At 72.9% G+C, this 18,156-nt stretch carries 12 protein-coding genes; 6 read left to right on the top strand and 6 right to left on the bottom strand.

The features are described 5' to 3' along the window. Window positions 1-640 precede the first annotated feature (640 nt). A complete protein-coding gene (locus tag ABT294_RS18575) occupies window positions 641-1,303 on the bottom strand; it encodes an NADPH-dependent F420 reductase (RefSeq protein ID WP_350807097.1) in 663 nt (220 codons plus the stop codon). A 100-nt stretch (window positions 1,304-1,403) separates the two neighbouring features. Here ABT294_RS18575 and ABT294_RS18580 point away from each other — a divergent pair, with 100 nt between their 5' ends. Next, the gene (locus ABT294_RS18580; RefSeq protein WP_350807098.1) at window positions 1,404-1,802 is read left to right on the top strand and encodes a winged helix-turn-helix transcriptional regulator; all 399 of its coding nucleotides are present in this window, start codon (window positions 1,404-1,406) and stop codon (window positions 1,800-1,802) included. A gap of 69 nt (window positions 1,803-1,871) precedes the next feature. On the opposite strand, the gene ligA is transcribed toward ABT294_RS18580, so the two are convergent. Beyond that, window positions 1,872-3,938 carry an NAD-dependent DNA ligase LigA gene (gene ligA, locus ABT294_RS18585; RefSeq protein ID WP_350807100.1) on the bottom strand — a complete coding sequence of 689 codons (2,067 nt, stop codon included), beginning with the start codon at window positions 3,936-3,938 and terminating at the stop codon, window positions 1,872-1,874. 594 nt (window positions 3,939-4,532) lie between these two features. Beyond that, the gene (locus tag ABT294_RS18590; protein ID WP_350807102.1) at window positions 4,533-5,390 is read right to left on the bottom strand and encodes an aminoglycoside phosphotransferase/kinase family protein; all 858 of its coding nucleotides are present in this window, start codon (window positions 5,388-5,390) and stop codon (window positions 4,533-4,535) included. A gap of 287 nt (window positions 5,391-5,677) precedes the next feature. Here ABT294_RS18590 and sthA point away from each other — a divergent pair, with 287 nt between their 5' ends. Then, window positions 5,678-7,081, top strand: coding sequence for a Si-specific NAD(P)(+) transhydrogenase (gene sthA, locus ABT294_RS18595; RefSeq protein WP_350807104.1), 1,404 nt, complete (start codon window positions 5,678-5,680; stop codon window positions 7,079-7,081). A 7-nt stretch (window positions 7,082-7,088) separates the two neighbouring features. Here sthA and ABT294_RS18600 read toward each other — a convergent pair whose 3' ends face one another. Next, on the bottom strand, window positions 7,089-8,264 hold the full coding sequence (locus tag ABT294_RS18600; RefSeq protein ID WP_350807105.1) for a sensor histidine kinase: 1,176 nt from the start codon (window positions 8,262-8,264) through the stop codon (window positions 7,089-7,091). A gap of 111 nt (window positions 8,265-8,375) precedes the next feature. Between ABT294_RS18600 and ABT294_RS18605 the strand changes: the two genes are divergently transcribed. Both ABT294_RS18605 and ABT294_RS18610 read left to right on the top strand, forming a co-directional pair. Continuing rightward, window positions 8,376-9,119 carry an ABC transporter ATP-binding protein gene (locus ABT294_RS18605; RefSeq protein WP_350807107.1) on the top strand — a complete coding sequence of 248 codons (744 nt, stop codon included), beginning with the start codon at window positions 8,376-8,378 and terminating at the stop codon, window positions 9,117-9,119. Next, window positions 9,113-11,467 carry an FtsX-like permease family protein gene (locus ABT294_RS18610; RefSeq protein ID WP_350807108.1) on the top strand — a complete coding sequence of 785 codons (2,355 nt, stop codon included), beginning with the start codon at window positions 9,113-9,115 and terminating at the stop codon, window positions 11,465-11,467. The genes ABT294_RS18605 and ABT294_RS18610 overlap by 7 nt, the downstream gene beginning before the upstream one ends. A 15-nt stretch (window positions 11,468-11,482) precedes the next feature. Here ABT294_RS18610 and ABT294_RS18615 read toward each other — a convergent pair whose 3' ends face one another. Together ABT294_RS18615 and ABT294_RS18620 are read right to left on the bottom strand one after the other, a co-directional pair. Beyond that, window positions 11,483-12,226, bottom strand: coding sequence for a DoxX family protein (locus ABT294_RS18615; protein WP_350807109.1), 744 nt, complete (start codon window positions 12,224-12,226; stop codon window positions 11,483-11,485). A 26-nt stretch (window positions 12,227-12,252) separates the two neighbouring features. Then, complete coding sequence (locus ABT294_RS18620; RefSeq protein WP_350807111.1) at window positions 12,253-13,791, bottom strand: MFS transporter; 1,539 nt, start codon at window positions 13,789-13,791, stop codon at window positions 12,253-12,255. Window positions 13,792-13,967: 176 nt separating this feature from the next. On the opposite strand from ABT294_RS18620, the gene ABT294_RS18625 reads away from it, so the two are divergent. Both ABT294_RS18625 and ABT294_RS18630 read left to right on the top strand, forming a co-directional pair. Further along, on the top strand, window positions 13,968-15,686 hold the full coding sequence (locus tag ABT294_RS18625) for a hypothetical protein (RefSeq protein WP_502912071.1): 1,719 nt from the start codon (window positions 13,968-13,970) through the stop codon (window positions 15,684-15,686). A gap of 103 nt (window positions 15,687-15,789) precedes the next feature. Further along, entirely contained in the window at window positions 15,790-18,123 is a 2,334-nt protein-coding gene (locus tag ABT294_RS18630) for an AAA family ATPase (protein WP_350807115.1), read from the top strand. Window positions 18,124-18,156: the final 33 nt, after the last annotated feature.

Below are 18,156 nucleotides of genomic sequence, written 5' to 3' on the forward strand. Positions count from 1 at the left end.
GGCGGCGTTCGCGGTGCCGTGGGCGACGACGATCTGCTCGCCGGCGTGGTAGACGCCGGCGACGAACCCGGGGACGTTGTTGGACTCGCAGTAGGTGGCGGCCTGCTCGCGGATCTGGGCCTCGACGGTGTGCAGTGCGTTGTTGTTCATGCAGGCCATCGTCGGACCTTGACCTTGGGGCAAGGTCAAGCCCGGAACAAAGAAAATCGGTAGTCGGCGAACGCTGGGTCTGGAGACATTCGGTAAGGCCTCGCAGGGCACCAGCACAGTCAGTGACCTCGTCGCGTCCGCACCACAGGCGACGGAAACGCCGCATAATGCCGCGTTGAGGGCGCTTCACCGGATCGCTCCCGGCGTGACTCAGCCGCTGGGAGCGGTCCGGGTGGCTCAGTTATCGGGCTGTGCCGATGGCGGCATCCCGAGATCAACCTGGCGGGTGCGTCGGCGCGCTTGCCGCGCAAGCACTGGAGGGTGCGGTCGATCCCCTCGAGCTCCCCGATCCAGCCCACGGCTGGTTCCGCCGCCTACGCATTCGCTGGGAGGTCCGCGACGGCATCCGCGAGGCGTTCGTGACTCCTGCCGCCGCGATCATCTGCTGGCGAGGCCTCGTCCGCTGATCCTTCTTAACCCTTGAGCGGTGTCAGGCGTCAGAGTGGGCAAAGGCCTCCTGGAGGGGCGGCAGCATCTGGCGGGCGTCGTACCCGGCGAACCACAGGCCGACCACGAACACACTCACGGCCTCCAGGTATCGCGCCCGCCTCAGTCCACCGGCCCGTACCGGCTCGAACCCCAGATCGCTCACCAGATCGGCGACCATCTCCACGGCCCGCTCATCGTCGCCGCACAGCGGCACCCCCAGCCCGCGCCCTGCATGGGAGGTCCACACCTCCGCGGCGCACACGTTGAATGCCTTGACGACCCTCGCCCCGGGGGCCAGCCTGGCCACCCGCTCGGCCACCGCGTCGTCGGTCAGCAGGAACGAGCCCGGCGCGTCGGTGAACGCGTCAGGCTCGTAGGCGTTGGTGCAGTCGATCAGCGTCCGCCCGGCCAACGCGCCGTCCGCCGCGCCGACCTCGGCGAGTATCCCGTCCACCGACAGGGCCGGTACGGCCAGAAGCAACGCCTCGCCGTGCTCCGCCGCGGCCCGCAGATCACCGCCGCGGGCGCCCGCCCCGATCCCCTCGGCCAGCTTGCGCGCCTTCTCCGGCGACCGTGCGCCGACCATCACCTCGTGCCCCGCCCGCGCCCAGCCCGATCCCAGCGCCTCGGCCATCTGCCCGGCCCCGAGTATGCCAATACGCATGTCTTCCCTCTTCCTCGCCTGAACTTCGGCTTTCCACGAGGACGGTAGGCGGGCTGATAGGCACCTCCAGGTGCCCAACGGATGCGGGAGACTGGCGAGCGTGGACCACCACGACGACGCCCCGTTTGAGCCCTACGGCGAGTTCATCGCCGACTGCCCGGCCCGTCTGGCCGTGGACCTGTTCGCCCATGCCTGGCTGCCGGTGGTGGTGTTCGCCCTCAAGGAGGGGCCCATGCGCCCCGGCCGACTCCGCCGGGAGATCGGCGGCATCAGCCAGAAGGTGCTCACTCAAACCCTGCGCCGCATGGAACGCTGTGGCCTGGTCGAACGCCGACGCTATGCCGAGGCCCCGCCGCGGGTGGAGTACGAGCTGACCCAGGCGGGCGAGGACCTGCTGGTGCCGATCCGCGCCCTGGGCGACTGGGCCTTCCGCCACGCCGACACGGTCCTGGCCGCCTACGACGACTCCGCCCGCACGGCCGCCCGCACGGCCGGCTGACCCGCACGCCCCGGGCGGCTCGCCGAGACCATCCCGTCATGGCGTGATCGAGGCCCCAGGCAAGACGGATCAGAGGAACGAGCCGACGAGGCCGGCGAACTCCTCGGGGTCGACGACGCGCACGCCCAGGCTTTCGGCCTTGGCCCGTTTGGAGCCTGCCTTCTCTCCCGCCACCAGCAGGGACGTCTTGGCGGAGACGCTGGAGGAGGCCTTGCCGCCGGCGCGTTCGATGAGCTCGTTCATCTCGTTGCGGGACAGCGCCTCCAGCGCCCCGCTCATCGCGCCGGTGACCACGACGGACATCCCGGCCAGGGGCAGCTCGGAGCCGACCGTGTCGGCGGGGTCGCCCGGCGGGACCCAGCCCGGTTCGGTCATGTTGACCCCGGCCTTGACGAGCTTGTCGACGAGGTCGGCGAGCTCGACCAGCTCGGCCACGACCACCGGGGCCTTCTCCGGGCCGATGCCCTCCACGGCCTGGATGGCCTCGGCGTCGGCCGCGCGGATGGCGGCCATGCTGCCGAAGTGCCTGGCGATGCGGCGGCTCATCGAGCGGCCGGTGCCGCGGACGCCCAGCGCGCAGAACACCCTGCTGAGCGGCTGCCCCTTGGCCCGATCGAGGGCGGCCAGCAGGTTGTCGGTGCTGACCTCGCCCATCCGGTCGAGGCCGAGGATCTGCTCGCGGGTCAGGTAGAACAGATCGGCGAAGTCGACGATCAGCCCCGCGTCGAGCAGCTGGAGGATGCGGTTCTCGGCCAGGCCCTCGATGTCGAGCTGGTCGCGGCCCACGGCGTACCCGATGGAGGCGATGGCCCGGCAGGCGCGCCCGCGCACGCACCGCCACCGCTCCTGCGAGGCGTCGATCGCGTCGCCGCAGGACGGGCAGACCTGCGGGATCGCGATCGGCTGCTCGTCGCCGGTGCGCAGGTGGACGACCGGGGCCTCGACCCGGGGGATCACGTCGCCGGCCTTGTAGACCACGACGCTGTCGCCCAGCATCAGCCCGCGGCGCTGGATGTCGGCGACGTTGTGCAGGGTCGCGAACGTCACGACGCTGCCGTCGAGCTCGACGGGCTCCAGCACGGCGCGGGGGGCGATGATGCCCGTGCGGCCGGTGTTCCACTCCACGCCGACCAGCTTGGTGATCTTCTCGGTGGCGGGCAGCTTGTAGGCGATCGCCCACCGCGGGGCGCGCGAGCTGAACCCCGCCTGCGCCTGGTCGGCGGCGAGGTCGCACTTGATCACGATGCCGTCGATGCCGAAGGCCAGCTCGGCCCGCTTGGCGGCGATCAGCTCGACCCGCTCCTGGACCTGCTCCAGAGAGGCGGCCACGACCCCGCCGACGTCGGTGACGGCCGGTGTCTGCACGCCCTGCCCGGCCACCCAGGCCATGACCTCGCTGTGCGGCGACTCGCGCAGCCGCACCGCCAGCTCGGAGGAGTCGTCGGGGTGCGGCAGCGCACCGTAGCCGAAGAACGTCAGCTCGCACACGTACGGCCGGTCCTGCGCCCGCAGCGTGCCCGCCGCCGCGCTGCGCGGGTTGGCGAACGAGGTGCCGTCATGCGCCTGGCGCTTGGCGCACGCCTCCTCGAACTGCGACGCGGTCATCATCACCTCGCCGCGCAGCTCCACGGTGACCGGCTCGGCCAGCCGGGCGGGCAGCCCCACGATGGTGCCGATGGCGTGGCTGACGTCCTCGCCCGCGGTGCCGTCACCGCGGGTGACGAGCTGCGCCAGCCGCCCGCCGCGGTAGCGGGCGGTGATCGCCAGCCCGTCGAGCTTCGGCTCCACGCTCCAGGCCGTGACCGGGCGGCCCAGCCGACGCTCCAGCGAGGCGGCCCAGTCGGCCAGCTGCTCGGCGCCGAAGACGTTGTCGAGGCTGAGCATCGGCACCGTGTGCGGCACGTCGCCGACCACCGCGCCGCCGGCGACCTTGCCCGTCGGCGAGGTCGGCAACACCGCGTCGGGGTGCTCGGCCTCGTACGCCTGGATGCCGCGGACCAGCCGGTCGTAGGCGTCGTCGTCGAGCGTGGACGTGCCGTCGCGGTAGTAGGCCGCGGCGGAGTCGAGGGCGAGCTGGACGGCCTCGGCGTAGGCCGTCTGATCTGCGAGGAGAGTGCTGGGGGGCGCGTCGGTCATGGTTCCATCATGGCGCGTGGCACCGACAGTTTCGGCCCCGGCGATCCGCGCCCGAGCCGAAGCTGAGACAGGGGGCGATAGTTGGCCCCTGGAACAGATAGTTGGCCCCTCGTCGGTTTCTGATTCTGTGCGGGGCGGTGAGTCGGTCCTCAGAGTGACAGCTGTGTCTGGTCGATTTGAGCTATGAGCTCGGCGGCAAAGACCTCGAGCGTTTTCCTGAGGACTTTGTAGCGGGGGCAGGAGTAGTGCTTCAGCTGGCGGTGAGGGCTGGCGGGCCAGTTAGAAGGCCGGTTCCGGTGGCGCCAAGCAGCTTGGACGTCGGGTGGTTGCTGGTCTCGGATGGGATGCGGTCCATATAGGTCACCAGTTCTGTAGTGCGGTGCGCCAGTGCTGGTAATCGACGAGGTGGCCGGAGTTCTCGAGTTCGGTAGCGATCGCTCGTAGGGCAGCGTCGAACGCGTCGGGGTCGGTGTGTGCTCGAGCCCATTGACAAGCTCCCCGGACCGCTGGGCAGATGGGCGTGGGCTGTCACCGCGTTTCGGAACGACTTGTCCGATGTCGGTGAGATCGTCGTTGCTCCCGTCGCGAAGTGACCTACGGAGCGGTCAGCGCCGTTTCGATCGCCGCGCCTTCTCGCTCCAACCACGCCTCCTGCCGCTTGATCTGATCGCCGGCGCCCTCCCGCCACATCCGTGCCCAACCCCCGCCCTGCGCCTCGGCGATCTGCTTCATCGAGAACCACGCCCGCCTCGACCGCATGACGGCCACCTCAACGAGTCGGGAACGATCCGTATCCGACATCCCGTAGGCGTCGGCGAGGATCCGGCAGCGGCGCGGCGCATCGACGTCCCGTAGGAGCGGATCTGCGTCGACGGGATCACCCAGCGGAGCCCAATAGAGCATCGCGTTGCACACCTCGTCGACCCTGGAGACCGGCTTGGCCAGGTCGAAGTCGATGAGCGCCGCGGCCTCGCCATCTCGGAACACAATGTTGTCAGGCGTGAAGTCCATGTGCCCGACCAGCTCGACCGGATAGGGCGGTGCGGGCGGCATGTCCGGCGGCACGGCGATCTCGCCGAGCCCCGAGAAGGGCCGGACCCCTTCGGGGAGGACGAAATTGGCTGCCGCGTCATCGTAAGCCCGGACGAGGCGGCCTACCGAAGCCAACCGCGCCTCGTCGGCAATCCACGCAGGCCTCGGCTGTCCGGCAACCTCGCCGGCGACGAACGTCAGCACCTCACGTCCGGCCGCGTCAATACCGAGAAACCTCGGGGCACCCGCGAACCCGACCACCTCCAGGTGGCGGAGCAAGGCATGGACGAGCGAAGCGTTGAAGCCGACCGGACGCCGCACCGTGTCGCCGACGCGCACGACGCCCTCGGTGACGTCACCGCCGACCAGCGCGATCTCGGGTTCCGATTCAGCAGGTTCGATGTAGGTGGCGGAGCTCATAACGGTTCCCCTCTTAAGTCCGGCCAAGTGTTAGACCGTACTGCGACACATGGGCATGATCGAGTGATTTCCATGGCCACCTACCAGGATTCCCATGGCCGTTAACAACCGCTAAGGGCCAACTATCGGTTCCAGGGGCCAACTATCGCCCCCTGTCTCAGGAGCGCTGGCGACCGGCCCGTCCGACGACGTCTGCCGCCCGAAGAGCGGCAGAGCGCACATGGAGAAACTTCGGCTGGATCGGCGGCGACCCGGTGAGTAGGTTCCTTATCGGGAGGTCTGCGCAGATGTATGACTTTGATCTTCTTGTGCTCGGAACCGGCCCCGGCGGGCAGAAGGCGGCGATCGCCGCGGCGAAGCTCGGCAAGCGGGTCGCGGTGGTGGAGAAGCAGCACATGCTCGGTGGCGTGTGCATCAACACCGGGACGATCCCGTCCAAGACGCTGCGTGAGGCGGTCCTCTACCTCACGGGCCTGAACCAGCGGGAGCTGTACGGAGCGAGCTACCGGGTGAAGGACGAGATCACGGTCGCGGATCTCGGGATGCGCACGCAGCATGTGATCGGCCGGGAGATCCAGGTCATCCGCAGCCAGCTGGGCCGCAACCATGTGACGGTCTTACAGGGCACCGGCCGGTTCCTGGACGCGCACACGATCGGGATCACCGGGGACGAGGAGAGGAAGGTCACCGCCGAGAAGATCGTGATCGCCACGGGGACCTCGCCGGCCCGCCCGTCCACCGTGGAGTTCGACGACAGGACGGTCATCGACTCCGACGCGATCCTGCGGCTCGACCGGGTGCCCGAGACCCTCGTCGTCGTCGGGGCCGGGGTCATCGGCATCGAGTACGCCTCGATGTTCGCGGCGCTCGGCACCAAGGTCACCGTGGTCGAGCGCCGCGACCGGATGCTGGAGTTCTGCGACCTGGAGATCGTGGAGGCGCTCAAGTACCACCTGCGGGACCTCGCCGTGACGTTCCGGTTCGGCGAGAGCGTCGCCGCGGTCGAGCGACGGCCGAGGGGGGCGCTGACCGTCCTGGAGAGCGGCAAGCGGATTCCGGCCGACTGCGTCATGTACTCGGCCGGGAGGCAGGGCAAGACGGCCGAGCTGTGCCTGGAGGCCGCCGGGCTCACCGCCGACGACCGGGGCCGGATCAAGGTGGACGAGAACTACACCACGGCCGTCCCGCACATCTACGCGGTCGGCGACGTGATCGGCTTCCCCGCGCTGGCGGCCACCTCGATGGAGCAGGGCCGGCTGGCCGCCCAGCACGCGTGCGGCGAATCGGTCGGCGACCTGGGCGAACTGCCGCCGATCGGGATCTACACCATCCCGGAGATCAGCTTCGTCGGGAGGACCGAGGACGAGCTGACCAGGGACAAGGTCCCGTTCGAGGTGGGCGTCTCGCGCTACCGGGAGCTGGCCAGGGGGCAGATCATCGGCGACTCGTACGGGATGCTCAAGCTGCTCGTCTCCTCGGAGGACCGGCGGCTGCTGGGCGTCCACGTGTTCGGCACGGGCGCCACCGAACTCGTCCACATCGGGCAGACCGTCATGGGCTGCGGCGGCACGGTCGACTACCTGGTCAACGCCGTGTTCAACTACCCGACGCTGGCCGAGTCCTACAAGGTCGCCGCCCTGGACGCGATGAACAAGATGCGGGTGATCGCCCGGCTGACGGCAGAAATGTGACCGGGCGTCACAGGGGGATCTCCACGCGGACCGACGTCGGGCCGCCGGGCGGGCTGGACAGCGTCATGACGCCGTCGACCACGGCCACCCGGTCGGCCAGCCCGGCCAGCCCGGACCCCGCCTCCGGGTCGGCCCCGCCCGCCCCGTCGTCGCTCACCTCCACGACCAGCGTGCCGCCCCTGACCTTGGCGTGCACCTGGCAGCGCGCGGCCCCGCTGTGCTTGGCCACGTTCGCCAGCGCCTCGGAGACGACGTAGTACGCGGTCACCTCCACCGGGACGGGCAGCCGCCCAGGGAGCGTGACGTGGACGTCGGCGGGGATCGGGGAGCGGCCGGCCACGTCCTGCACCGCGGCGGGCAGCCCTCGGTCCGTCAGCACCTTCGGATGCACGCCGCGGATCAGCTCGCGCAGCTCGGCCAGCGTCTGCTTCGCCTCCTCGTGCGCCTGCCCGACCTGTTCGGCGGCGGGTGAGCCCGGCGGCAGGTCGAGCCGGGCGAGCCCGAGCTTCATGGTGAGCGCGACGAGCCGCTGCTGGGTGCCGTCGTGCAGGTCGCGTTCGATCCTGCGGCGCTCGCCCTCGAAGGCGTCCACGAGCCGGGCGCGCGAGCGGATGATCTCCGCGTCCCTCGGCGCGAGCACGGCACGCGTGATCATGGCCCGCGCTCCCGCCCAGGCGGCGATCGGGTAGGCGGCCAGCGGGAGCAGCGCGAGGCCCGCGACGGCGAAGGGCAGGCCGAGCAGGACGCCCGTGGCCGGCTGCAGCGGCCCCGAGAGGAGCATGAGCGGCAGACCGCTGGCCAGGCTGATCACGCCCAGGTCGATGACCCACATCCCGACCAGCACCAGCAGGGCGAAGCCGTAGTCCCGCCAGGTCGCCTGGTCGGCCAGCCGGGCGCGCAGGCCGCGGCGCCCGTGCCGTCGGGGAGCGGGCAGCGGGTCCACCAGGCGCAGCCGTACCCGCTCGAAGGCCGCCACCGGCAGCCCCAGCACCGCGACCACGAGCAACCCGGCCGCGGACGCGGCGGCGCCGCCGAGAGAGTACGCCGTGAAGACGACAGCCATGGCCAGCGCGGCGTGCGGCGCGCTCGCGAGCAGGTACGCCAGGGAGCGCCAGGGCCACGACGAGCGCAGGAAGGCCGACGGCCGCCGGCTGAGGGCTTGGATGGCGGACCTGGCGTGCACGTTCCGACGCTATCCGAGCCGGCAGGGCGGGGCAGTAGTGCTGGGTCTACCGTGCACTCTCGCCCGAGCGCCAATGCGCGCCGGGCCCGCGGGCGGCTTGGCTTGGGTGCCATGGAGATCGACGAGACAGTTCAGTTGAGGTCGGTACGCAAGACGTACGGGCCACCGGAGCGGATGGTGACCGCGCTCGACGGGGTGACGGCCGCCTTCCGCGCCGGGACGTTCACGGCCGTGATGGGCCCGTCCGGATCGGGCAAGTCCACCCTGCTGCACTGCGCGGCCGGGCTGGACCGGCCGACGGAGGGACAGGTCGTCATCGACGGCGCCGACCTGGGAGAGCTGGACGAGACGGGGCTGACGCTGCTGCGCCGCGAGCGGGTGGGGTTCGTCTTCCAGGCGTTCAACCTGGTCTCGGCGCTCACCGCGGAGCAGAACGTCTCCCTCCCGCTCAGGCTGGCCGGTCGCGGGCCGTCGCCGGCGCAGACGCGGGCGGCGCTGGACGAGGTGGGCCTGGCGGACCGGCTGGAGCACCGGCCGAGCCAGCTGTCCGGCGGGCAGCAGCAGCGGGTGGCGATCGCCCGGGCGCTGATCACCCGCCCGGCGGTGGTGTTCGCCGACGAGCCGACGGGCGCGCTCGACACGAAGGCGTCGCGGCAGGTGCTCGACCTGCTGCGGGGCCTGGTCGACCGCCAGGGACAGACAGTGATCATGGTGACGCACGACCCGCTGGCGGCGGCCCGCGCCGATCGGGTGCTGTTCCTGGCCGACGGCCGGGTGGTGGAGGAGTTCGCCAGAGAGGTGAGCGCGGCGGCGGTGGCGGCCCGCATGGCGAACCTGGAGGCGGCGGCGTGCTGAGGCGCCTGTACGCCACCCTGCGGGAGCGACGCAGCGCCTTCGCGGGCACGTTCGTCGCGCTCCTGCTCGGGGTGGCCATCGTCGCCGTGACCAGCACGGCGCTGCTGTCGGCCGGTCCGCGGTTGCCCGAGCGGCTCTCGCGGGCGGACGTCCTGGTCGCGGCCCCGGCGATCGAGCGGCCCGAGGGCAACTTCACGCCCGACAGGCCCTGGTCGCCCGACCAGGTCGAGTCGCTCCAGCGGGCGCTGGAGGCCGTCCCGGGCGTGGCCGTGGCCGTGCCCGACAGGTCCTTCTACGCCCAACCGGTCGTCGGCGGCACCCCGGTGGAGGGCCATCAGGGGTACGCGTGGTCGGCCGCCGCGCTCGGGGCGTACCGGCTGATCTCGGGGGCGCCGCCGCGCCGCGACGGGGAGGTCGTCGCCGACCGGCGGCTGGGCCTGGCGGTGCGGTCGCGGGTCACGGTGCTGACCGCGCGGGGGCCCGCCACGTACACGGTGTCGGGCACGACCGACGGGCCCGGCCTCTACCTCGGCGACGGCGAAGCGGCGAAGCTGGCCGGCGGGGTCAGGACGATCGGGCTCGTCGCCGAGAGGGGAGCGGGCGTCGCCTCGATCGAGGCGACCGCGCGAGACGTGGTGGGGAGGGCCGGCAGGGTCTTCGCGGGGGAGGCGCGGGTCGCGCTCGAACCGCTGGACGACGCGCGGATCCGGTGGATCGGCATGCAGGTCCTGACCGCCATGGCCGCGCTCGCGGCGTTCGCCTCGATCTTCGTGGTGGCCTCGACGTTCGCGTTCGCCGTGGCGCAACGCCGGAACGAGTTCGGGCTGTTGCGGGCCGTGGGCGCGACACCGCGCCAGGTGCGCGGGATGGTGTACCGCGAGGCGCTCGCGATCGGCGCCCTGGGCTCGGCGGCCGGCGTCGTCCTCGGCGCCGTTGTGGCGCCGGGGCTGGGGGAGCTGCTGGTGACGGCCGGGTTCGAACCGCGGAGCTTCACGGTGTCGATCCAGCCGCTGCCGCTCGCCGGGTCGTTCGCGGTCGGGGTCGTCGTCGCGCTGCTCGGGTCGTGGACGGCCGCCCGGCGGGCCGCGCGGGTGAGCCCGCTGGAGGCGCTGCGCGAGGCCGCGGTCGACGAGCGGCCGATGCCGCGCGGCAGATGGATCGGCGGCGGGCTGCTGTGCGTGAGCGGCCTGGCAGGCGCCGTCGTCACCGCGGGGTCCGCCGGCAACGAGCTGGTGAGCTACGCGCTCTACACGGCGATGGCGCTGATCCTCGGGCTGGCGCTGCTGGCTCCGGCGATCGTCCCGCCGGTGGCGCGGCTGGTGACCTGGCCGCTCGGGCGGCTGCGCGGCGCCACCGGCATGCTGGTGCGGGAGAGCGCGCTGGTGGCGGTGCGGCGTACCGCGTCGACCGCCACTCCGGTGCTGGTCACGGTGGGCTTCGCCGTCCTCATCACGGGGATGGTGCAGACCACGGCCGCCGCGGTCAGCGCCGCGCGGGCCACGTCGGTCCGGGCGGAGGCGGTGATCGTGCCCGAGGGCACGCCCGGTCTGTCGGACGCGGCCGCCGCGGGCGGTGCGTCCCTGCTGCCCACCGCGGTGTACGGCGAGGACGGCGAGGCCGTTCCCGCCGTCGGCGCCGACCCCTCCTTCGCCGAGGTCGGCGGGGACCGCATGGTCATCGAGTCCTGGGTGTCCAAGGAGCGGGGGTGGCGCGCGGGCCAGGCGGTACGGCTGACCTTCGAGGACGGCCGGACCGTCCCGGTGACGGTGGCCGCCGTCGTCGACGAGGCGCTGTCGAGCGTGCTGCTCTCCCGTGACCTGGTCAGGACGCACGACCCGTCAGCCCTGGCCGCCGAGGCGTTCGTCACCGGGCGGGCGCCGTCCGCGCTTCCCGCGGGGCTCGGCGCCAGGGTCGTCGGCATGGACGCCTACGCGGCGCAGACCGATGACGAGGAGGACCGCCTGGTATGGCTCTTCACGGTGCTGCTCGTCATCGTGTCGGCCGGGTACACGGGCGTGGCGATCGCCGGCACGCTGGCGATGTCGGCCGCCGGCCGCACGCGCGACCTGGTCGTCCTGCGCCTGGCAGGGGCGACGGCGCGGCAGGTGCTGCGGGCGGTCGTCGCCGAGTCGGTGCTGGTGGTCGCGCTCGGCACCGTGCTCGGCCTGCTGGTGGCGCTGCCGACACTGCTCGGGATGCGGTCGGGGCTCGCCACGGTGATGAGCACGCGGGTCGCGCTGGTCGTGCCCGTCCCTCTCGTCCTGGGTGTGGTGGGGGCGTGTCTGCTGCTCGCGGCGGGGGCGGCCGTGCTCACGGCCCGCTCGCGGCTGGCGGTCGACAGGCGCTGATCCCGCGCGGGGCGGTCAGTCGCCGGAGGACGTCCGGCGGCCGCGCGAGGCCGGCTTCTTGCGTCCCGCCACCAGCGTGTCGCCCGGCGCCGGCCGCTCGGCGGGCGCCGGTTCCTCGCCGGACGGCCGCGCCCGCGGGCGCGGCGCGGTGTCCTCCGGGGCGGCCCCCGGCTCCTGCGAGCCCCTGGCCCTGGACGTCTTGCCCGCGCCGGACCTGGACGGCTTCGCCTCGTCCGAGCCGGTCGCGGACGGCTCGGCCTGCGCGGACGGGGTCTTGGCGGCAGGCCGTGGCGAGTCGGGGTCGCGCAGGGACGAGATGACCGCGTCAGCCTCATTGTCGGCCGCGAACTCGCTGGCGGCGGCCGACTCCCTGCGCCGGATCACCACCATGTGGTCCACCGACAGCCGCCCGGCGCCGACGACGGCGAGCAGCAGCGACGCCGCGCCCAGCAGGATGAGCTCGTTCAGGCTGACGGGGTTGAGAGGCGGCGCGACCACGAACACCGCCAGCGCCTCGGCGAACAGGATCAGCCCCATCGCCGGCACGGCCAGCCCGGCGATCAGCAGCGCGCCGCCGATCAGCTCGGTGAGCATGGTGACCGTGGCCCAGGCGCCGGGGGCGGGAGCGCCCTGGTTGAGGAACTGCTCTCCGGTGGCCCTTAAGCCGACTTCCAGCTTGGTCCAGCCGTTGGCGAAGAAGATGCCGCCCACACCGAGGCGGGCGACAAGCGCTGCGAGATCACGGAGGGCCTGTCTCACGCTAGTGGTCTGCCCTGATCGGGACATCACACACCTCGGTCCCGCCGGAGCAGCAGGGCCACGGCGGTGGCGGTCAGGCTGAGCAGGACGACGCTCACGACCACGGTCGTGTGCAGCGCGTTGACGAAGGCCCACCGCGCGGCGTCGAGCAGCGCGCCGCCCGCGCTGCCGCCCACCTGGTCGGCCACGTGCGCGGCTCCCGCGAGCGACTGCCTGGCCTTGTCCATCTCGCCGCCGGACACGCCCGGCACGGTGTGCAGCGCGGGCGCGTACACCAGGCTGGTGATCGTGCCGAGCACGGCCACGCCGAGCCCGGCGCCCAGCTCGTACGCGGTCTCCTCGATCGCCGCCGCGCCGCCCGCGTGCGACTCGGGCACCGACGACATGATGGTGTCGGACGCGGCCAGCAGCGCCACCTGCACCCCGAACCCGATGCCCACGAAGCAGACGGCGAGCATCACGGGATGCCCCTCGACCCCCCAGCTGAGCGTGGGCGTCAGGGAGAGCGCGACCAGGCCGAGCCCGCCGCTCATCGTGGCCCGCATGCCGATCCTGGGCAGGATGTGCGCCGCCGCGAGCCCTCCGGAGATGGCCGACAGGACCAGCGGCAGCATCCGCAGGGCGGCGTGCAGCGGGCTGTCGCCGAGGACGAGCTGGAGGTACTGCGCCAGCATCAGCTGGAGCCCGACCAGCGCGAAGACGCCCAGCAGCACCCCGGCCACGCCGGTGGTGAACGCCCGGTCGCGGAACAGCCCGACCTCCAGCAGCGGCGTGGCCAGCCGTGACTGCCGCTTGACGAACCACACCAGCAGCCCCACGCCGGCCAGGAAGACCGCGATGGACGCCCAGAGCGGCATCAGGCTGCCGGCCCCCGCCTCCTTCAGGCCGAAGGCCAGCGCCAGGATGCCGACGACGGACAGGCCGGCACTCAGGCCGTCCCAGGGCTCTCCGGCGCGTCGGGGCGACTCGGGCAGCAGCCGCGCGGCGGCGGGGATCAGCCCGGCCAGGATCGGCACGTTGATCAGGAAGACGGCGCCCCACCAGACGTGGACGAGCACCCCGCCGATGAGCGGCCCGATGGCGGCGCCCGCCGCCGCGACCGCGCTCCAGACGCCGAGCGCGATGGCCCGCTCGCGCCGGTCGGTGAACACCTGGCGGATCAGCGACAGCGTGGCGGGCATGATCATGGCGCCGCCCACGCCGAGCAGCGCCCTGGCCAGGATGAGAGTGAGAGGAGTGGGGGCGAAGGCGGCGCCGGCGGAGGCCAGGCCGAACAGCACGAACCCCGACAGCACCAGCCGTTTGCGTCCGTAGCGGTCGCCGAGTGAGCCGAACATGATCAGCAACGGCGCGACGACCAGCGAGTAGACGTCGATGATCCACAGGAGTTGCACCGCGGAGGGCTCGAGCGCGGCCGTCAGCGCCGGCACCGCGATGTGCAGGACGGTGGCGTCGACCGTGATCAGCAGCAGGCTCAGGCAGAGCAGCACAAGGATGGACCAGCGGTTGTCCCGATGCTCCTGAACGGCACGCCTGACGAGGGGTGCGGCCTGTGTAACGGTCATGCGCCTCCTTGCGGGCCGATCTGACTGCAACGGGCCCGCCTGAACTTGCGTGGCAGCTTAGGCGAAGTCAGCCACCCGGCAAAAGCGGTATGGACTGATCCACGGGTCAGCAACCACCTCTCTAGAGAGACACAGCCATATGTCCGGATCTATCTAATTTTCATCCGTCGGTCATCATGAGACTCGTGGGGACCGCGGAATCCGGCGACGAAGACCGGTCCCCAAGAGGGTGGTGCGCCCTCGCCGCCGGCCAGCTCGGCGCCGGCAACCCGGAAGCCGCGCTCGCGTCCGCGCGCAGGGCCGCCGAGCTCGACCCCGGCAGCGAATGGGCCTGGCGGCTGGTCAGCCTCGCCCACGAACGCCAGGGCCGCGCCGCGGACGCCCTCGCCCCCGCGGAACGGGCGGTACGGCTCGCCCCCGGCTCCTGGCAGGCCCATCTGCGCCTGGCCTCGGCGCTGCGCCGGATCCCCGGCCGGTGGGAGGACGCCGCCGGGCACGCCGCCCAGGCCCGCGCGTTCGCCCCCGAGGAGCCCGAACCGTACGTGCTCGCCGGCGACCTCGCGCTGCTCCGCGCCGAGCACGGCCGCGCGCGGGCCGCCTACCTGGCCGCGCTCGCCAGGGACGGCGGGCAGTCGCACGCCCGCGCCAACCTCGGCCTCGCGCTGCTGCGCTGGGACCGGCCCCGCCCCCACCACGACCCCGCCTGGCCGCTCGACCCGCGCGAGACCGGCAGGGCCAGGCGGGCGCTGGAGGTCTGGACGCGCCAGGCCCGCCTGCTCGCCGCCGCCGCCACGGTCGCCGTCGCGGCGGCCGCGCTCGCCCTCGACAGGGGCGGCCTCGCCCAGCTCGGCGGCCTCGCCGTGCTCCTGCTGCTCGTCCCGCTGACCGTCAGGCAGGCGCGCAGGGTGCGGGTCTGGACGTACGTGCCCGCCATGCTGGGACGCGACCCCTGGCTGGGGGCGGCCGTGGCGTCGGCCGCCCTGTCGGTGACGGCGTTCGCCGCCTGGCTGGCGCTGGGCGCGACGCCCGCCGTCACCTCGTCGCTCGGTCCCGTGTGGACGGGGCTGGCCGGGATCGCGGTGCTCGGCTGGCCGGCGCTGGCCGCGCTGCGGGCGCTGGCCGACACCTGGCGCGGGCGCCCGCTGCGCGCCCTGGACCAGTTCGCGGGGGCCGCCGGCGAGCGCACGGCCAGGCGGAACGCCGGGGTGACCCGCTGGATCCTGCTCGGCAGGACCTGGACGGCGCTGGCGCCGCTGGTGTGCCTGGCGCTGGTGGTGCAGCCGAGGGCGGCGGTGGCCGCGGTGGCGGTGCCGTACCCGCTGCTGCGCGCCTACCGGCGGGCGCCGTGGCGGGAGGACCGGTGGCTGCTCGCCGCGACCTCCCTGACGGCCCTGGGTGCGGCCGGCTGCGCGGCAGGCGGCGTCCTGGGGCACGTCTGGACGTACCGGGCCGGGCTGGCCGCGCTCGCGGCGGTGGCGGCCGTGTTCGGGGCGCGGGCGGCGCGCGCGTGGTGGCGCGGCGGCCCGGGTCCGTGGCGGACGTCACTGATCATGAGCGACCTGCCGATGGGGGCCGCGCCGTCGGTGGCGCTGAGCCCCGAGGTGCGCCGGGCGTTCGCGTTCGCCAGAAGCGTCGTGCTGTCGTACGCCGGCCGCGACGGGCCCAGGGCGGTGGGCGCGACGGCCACCGTCAGCCCGTCGGGGGAGCTGCGGCTGGTCGCGGAGGCCGACGGGCCGGACGGGGACCCGCGGGTGGCCGTGTTCGCGGTGGATCCGCTGCGACAGCGGTTCTGGGTGGAGGTGCGGGGCGTCGCGGTGCCCGGCTCGGACGTCCTGAGCGTCACCCCCACACAGGTCAGCGTGGGCCGCTTCCCCGGACGGCACCAGCGGCGGTAGCCGGGATCCCGCATCGCCGTGTACGCCGGGCACACCCAGCGTGTCAGGTCCGCCCAATCCCCGGTCCGGTGCGGTATAACCGGGGGCGGACCGGGGAGGCGTGATGCGTGAGTCCGACAGGGTCCGAGCTGCGGGGCGGGGTGCGGCGCGGGATCTGTTTGAACAGGTGCGGCTGCGGTATTTCCAGCTTCCCCCCGCCGTCCGGCGGGTGCTGTACGTCGTGGTGCTGGTCGGCGCGGTCGGCCTCGGCGCCGCACTCGGCTGGGAACTGCTCCGCACCTTCCTCATCACCCTGGTGGCGCTCGGCTTCGTCGCGCTGACCCTGCGCTTCCCCCGCGCCGCCGCGACCGTCCTGGTGCTCGCCGCCTGGGGCGCGCTCGCGCCGCTGTTCGCCGCGCTGTTCCCGCCGCACTCGGCGGCCCCGATCCTGCTGGCGCTGCTGGGTCTGCCCGTCGCCGCCGCCGCCCACCTCATCCGCTGGGTGCCGCCGTGGCAGAGCGCGCTGATGGCGCTGGTGCCGGCCGGGATGCTCGCCGCCGCCCTGGCCCTGGTCTCCGACGCCGTCGCCGTCTGGGTCGCCTACGGCGCGGCCGCGGCGGTCCTCGTCTACCGCTTCTTCGTCGCCCGCAGGGCCAGGGCCGAGATGGCCGTCGAGGAGCAGGTGCGGGTCCGGGTGCGTGAGGGCCGGGTGGAGGCCGGGTCCGACAAGCAGGCGGCGCTGCCGCAGATCTCCGTCGAGGACGCGCTCGGCGAGCTGGAGAGCATGATCGGGCTGGCGCCGGTGAAGGAGCAGGTCCGCTCGATCGCCGCGTCCATCGAGGCGTCCAGGCTGCGGGCCGAGGCCGGCTACACCACCGGCCGTCCCACCAGGCACTTCGTCTTCGTCGGGCCGCCCGGCACGGGCAAGACCAGCGTCGCCCGCACGCTCGCGAAGATCTTCTACGCGTTCGGGCTGCTCGAGACGCCGTACGTGGTCGAGGCGCAGCGGGCCGACCTGGTGGGCGAGTTCCTCGGCGCGACCGCGATCAAGACCAACGAGCTGGTCGACCGGGCGCTCGGCGGCGTGCTGTTCATCGACGAGGCGTACGGGCTGGTCAACTCCTCCGACGGCCAGCCCGACAGGTTCGGCGCCGAGGCCGTGCAGACCCTGCTCAAGCGGGCCGAGGACGACCGCGACCGGCTGATCATCATCCTGGCGGGCTACGAGCAGGAGATGACCTCGTTCCTGTCCTCCAACCCCGGCCTGGCCAGCAGGTTCGCCACCAGGGTCCGCTTCCCCAGCTACTCGCCCGCCGAGCTGGCCGAGATCACCGAGCTGCTCCAGCGCCGCAGGGGCGACACCATGGCGCCCGACACCCGCCAGGCGCTGCTCGGCCAGTTCGAGGACGTCCAGCGGCGCGGCCTGGTCGACGAGCTGGGCAACGCCCGGTTCGCGCGCAGCCTGGTCGAGGCCGCGGCGACGGCCCGCGACGTGCGCGTGGTCGGCGGGGGTGGCACTCCCTCGACCCAGGACCTCGTGACCACCACCACCGCCGACGTGACCAAGGCGTTCGGCGAGCTGACCGCCCGCTTCCGCGGCTACGCCGACACCCCCACCCTGGAGGACGCGCTCGCCGACCTCGACGCGATGGCCGGGCTCGAACCGGTCAAACGGCAGGTCCACGCCATCGCCGCCCAGCTCCAGGTGGCGCGGATGCGCCAGGAGCGCGGCCTGCCCACGCCGCCGCAGATGCGCCACTTCGTGTTCGCCGGCCCGCCCGGCACCGGCAAGACCACCGTCGCCAGGGTGGTCGGCCGGATCTTCGCCGCGCTCGGCCTGCTGGCCAGGCCCGACGTGGTAGAGGCGCAGCGGGCCGACCTGGTCGGCCAGCACCTCGGCGCGACCGCGATCAAGACCAACGAGCTGGTCGACCGGGCGCTCGGCGGCGTCCTGTTCATCGACGAGGCGTACAGCCTGGTCAACCCGGGCTACTCCAGCGGCGACGCCTTCGGCGCCGAGGCCGTGCAGACCCTGCTCAAGCGCGCCGAGGACGACCGCGACAGGCTCGTCATCGTCCTCGCCGGCTACGAGCGCGAGATGGACGACTTCCTCGCCACCAACCCCGGCCTGGCCAGCCGGTTCAACCAGCGCGTGGCCTTCCCCAGCTACTCGCGGAGCGAACTGTCGGAGATCGCCGTGCTGCTGGCCGAGCAGGCGGGCGACCGCTTCGACGAGGACGCACTGCGCGACCTCGACGAGGTCTTCGCGTGGGTGTGCGACGAGCGGCTGATCGACGGCCTGGGCAACGGCCGCTTCGCCAGGTCGCTGTTCGAGCGCGCGGCCATGCGCCGCGACGTCCGGCTGGCGGGGCTGGGCGAGTCGGCCAGCTCGGCCGAGCTGACCACGATCACCAGCGAGGACGTCCGCACCGCCGTGGACGAACTTTCCGGACGCTAATCACACTCCTCTTTGGCACTTTGGTGCATCCTC

It is taken from the genome of Nonomuraea sp. NPDC000554, assembly GCF_040300065.1.
Lineage (GTDB): Bacteria > Actinomycetota > Actinomycetes > Streptosporangiales > Streptosporangiaceae > Nonomuraea.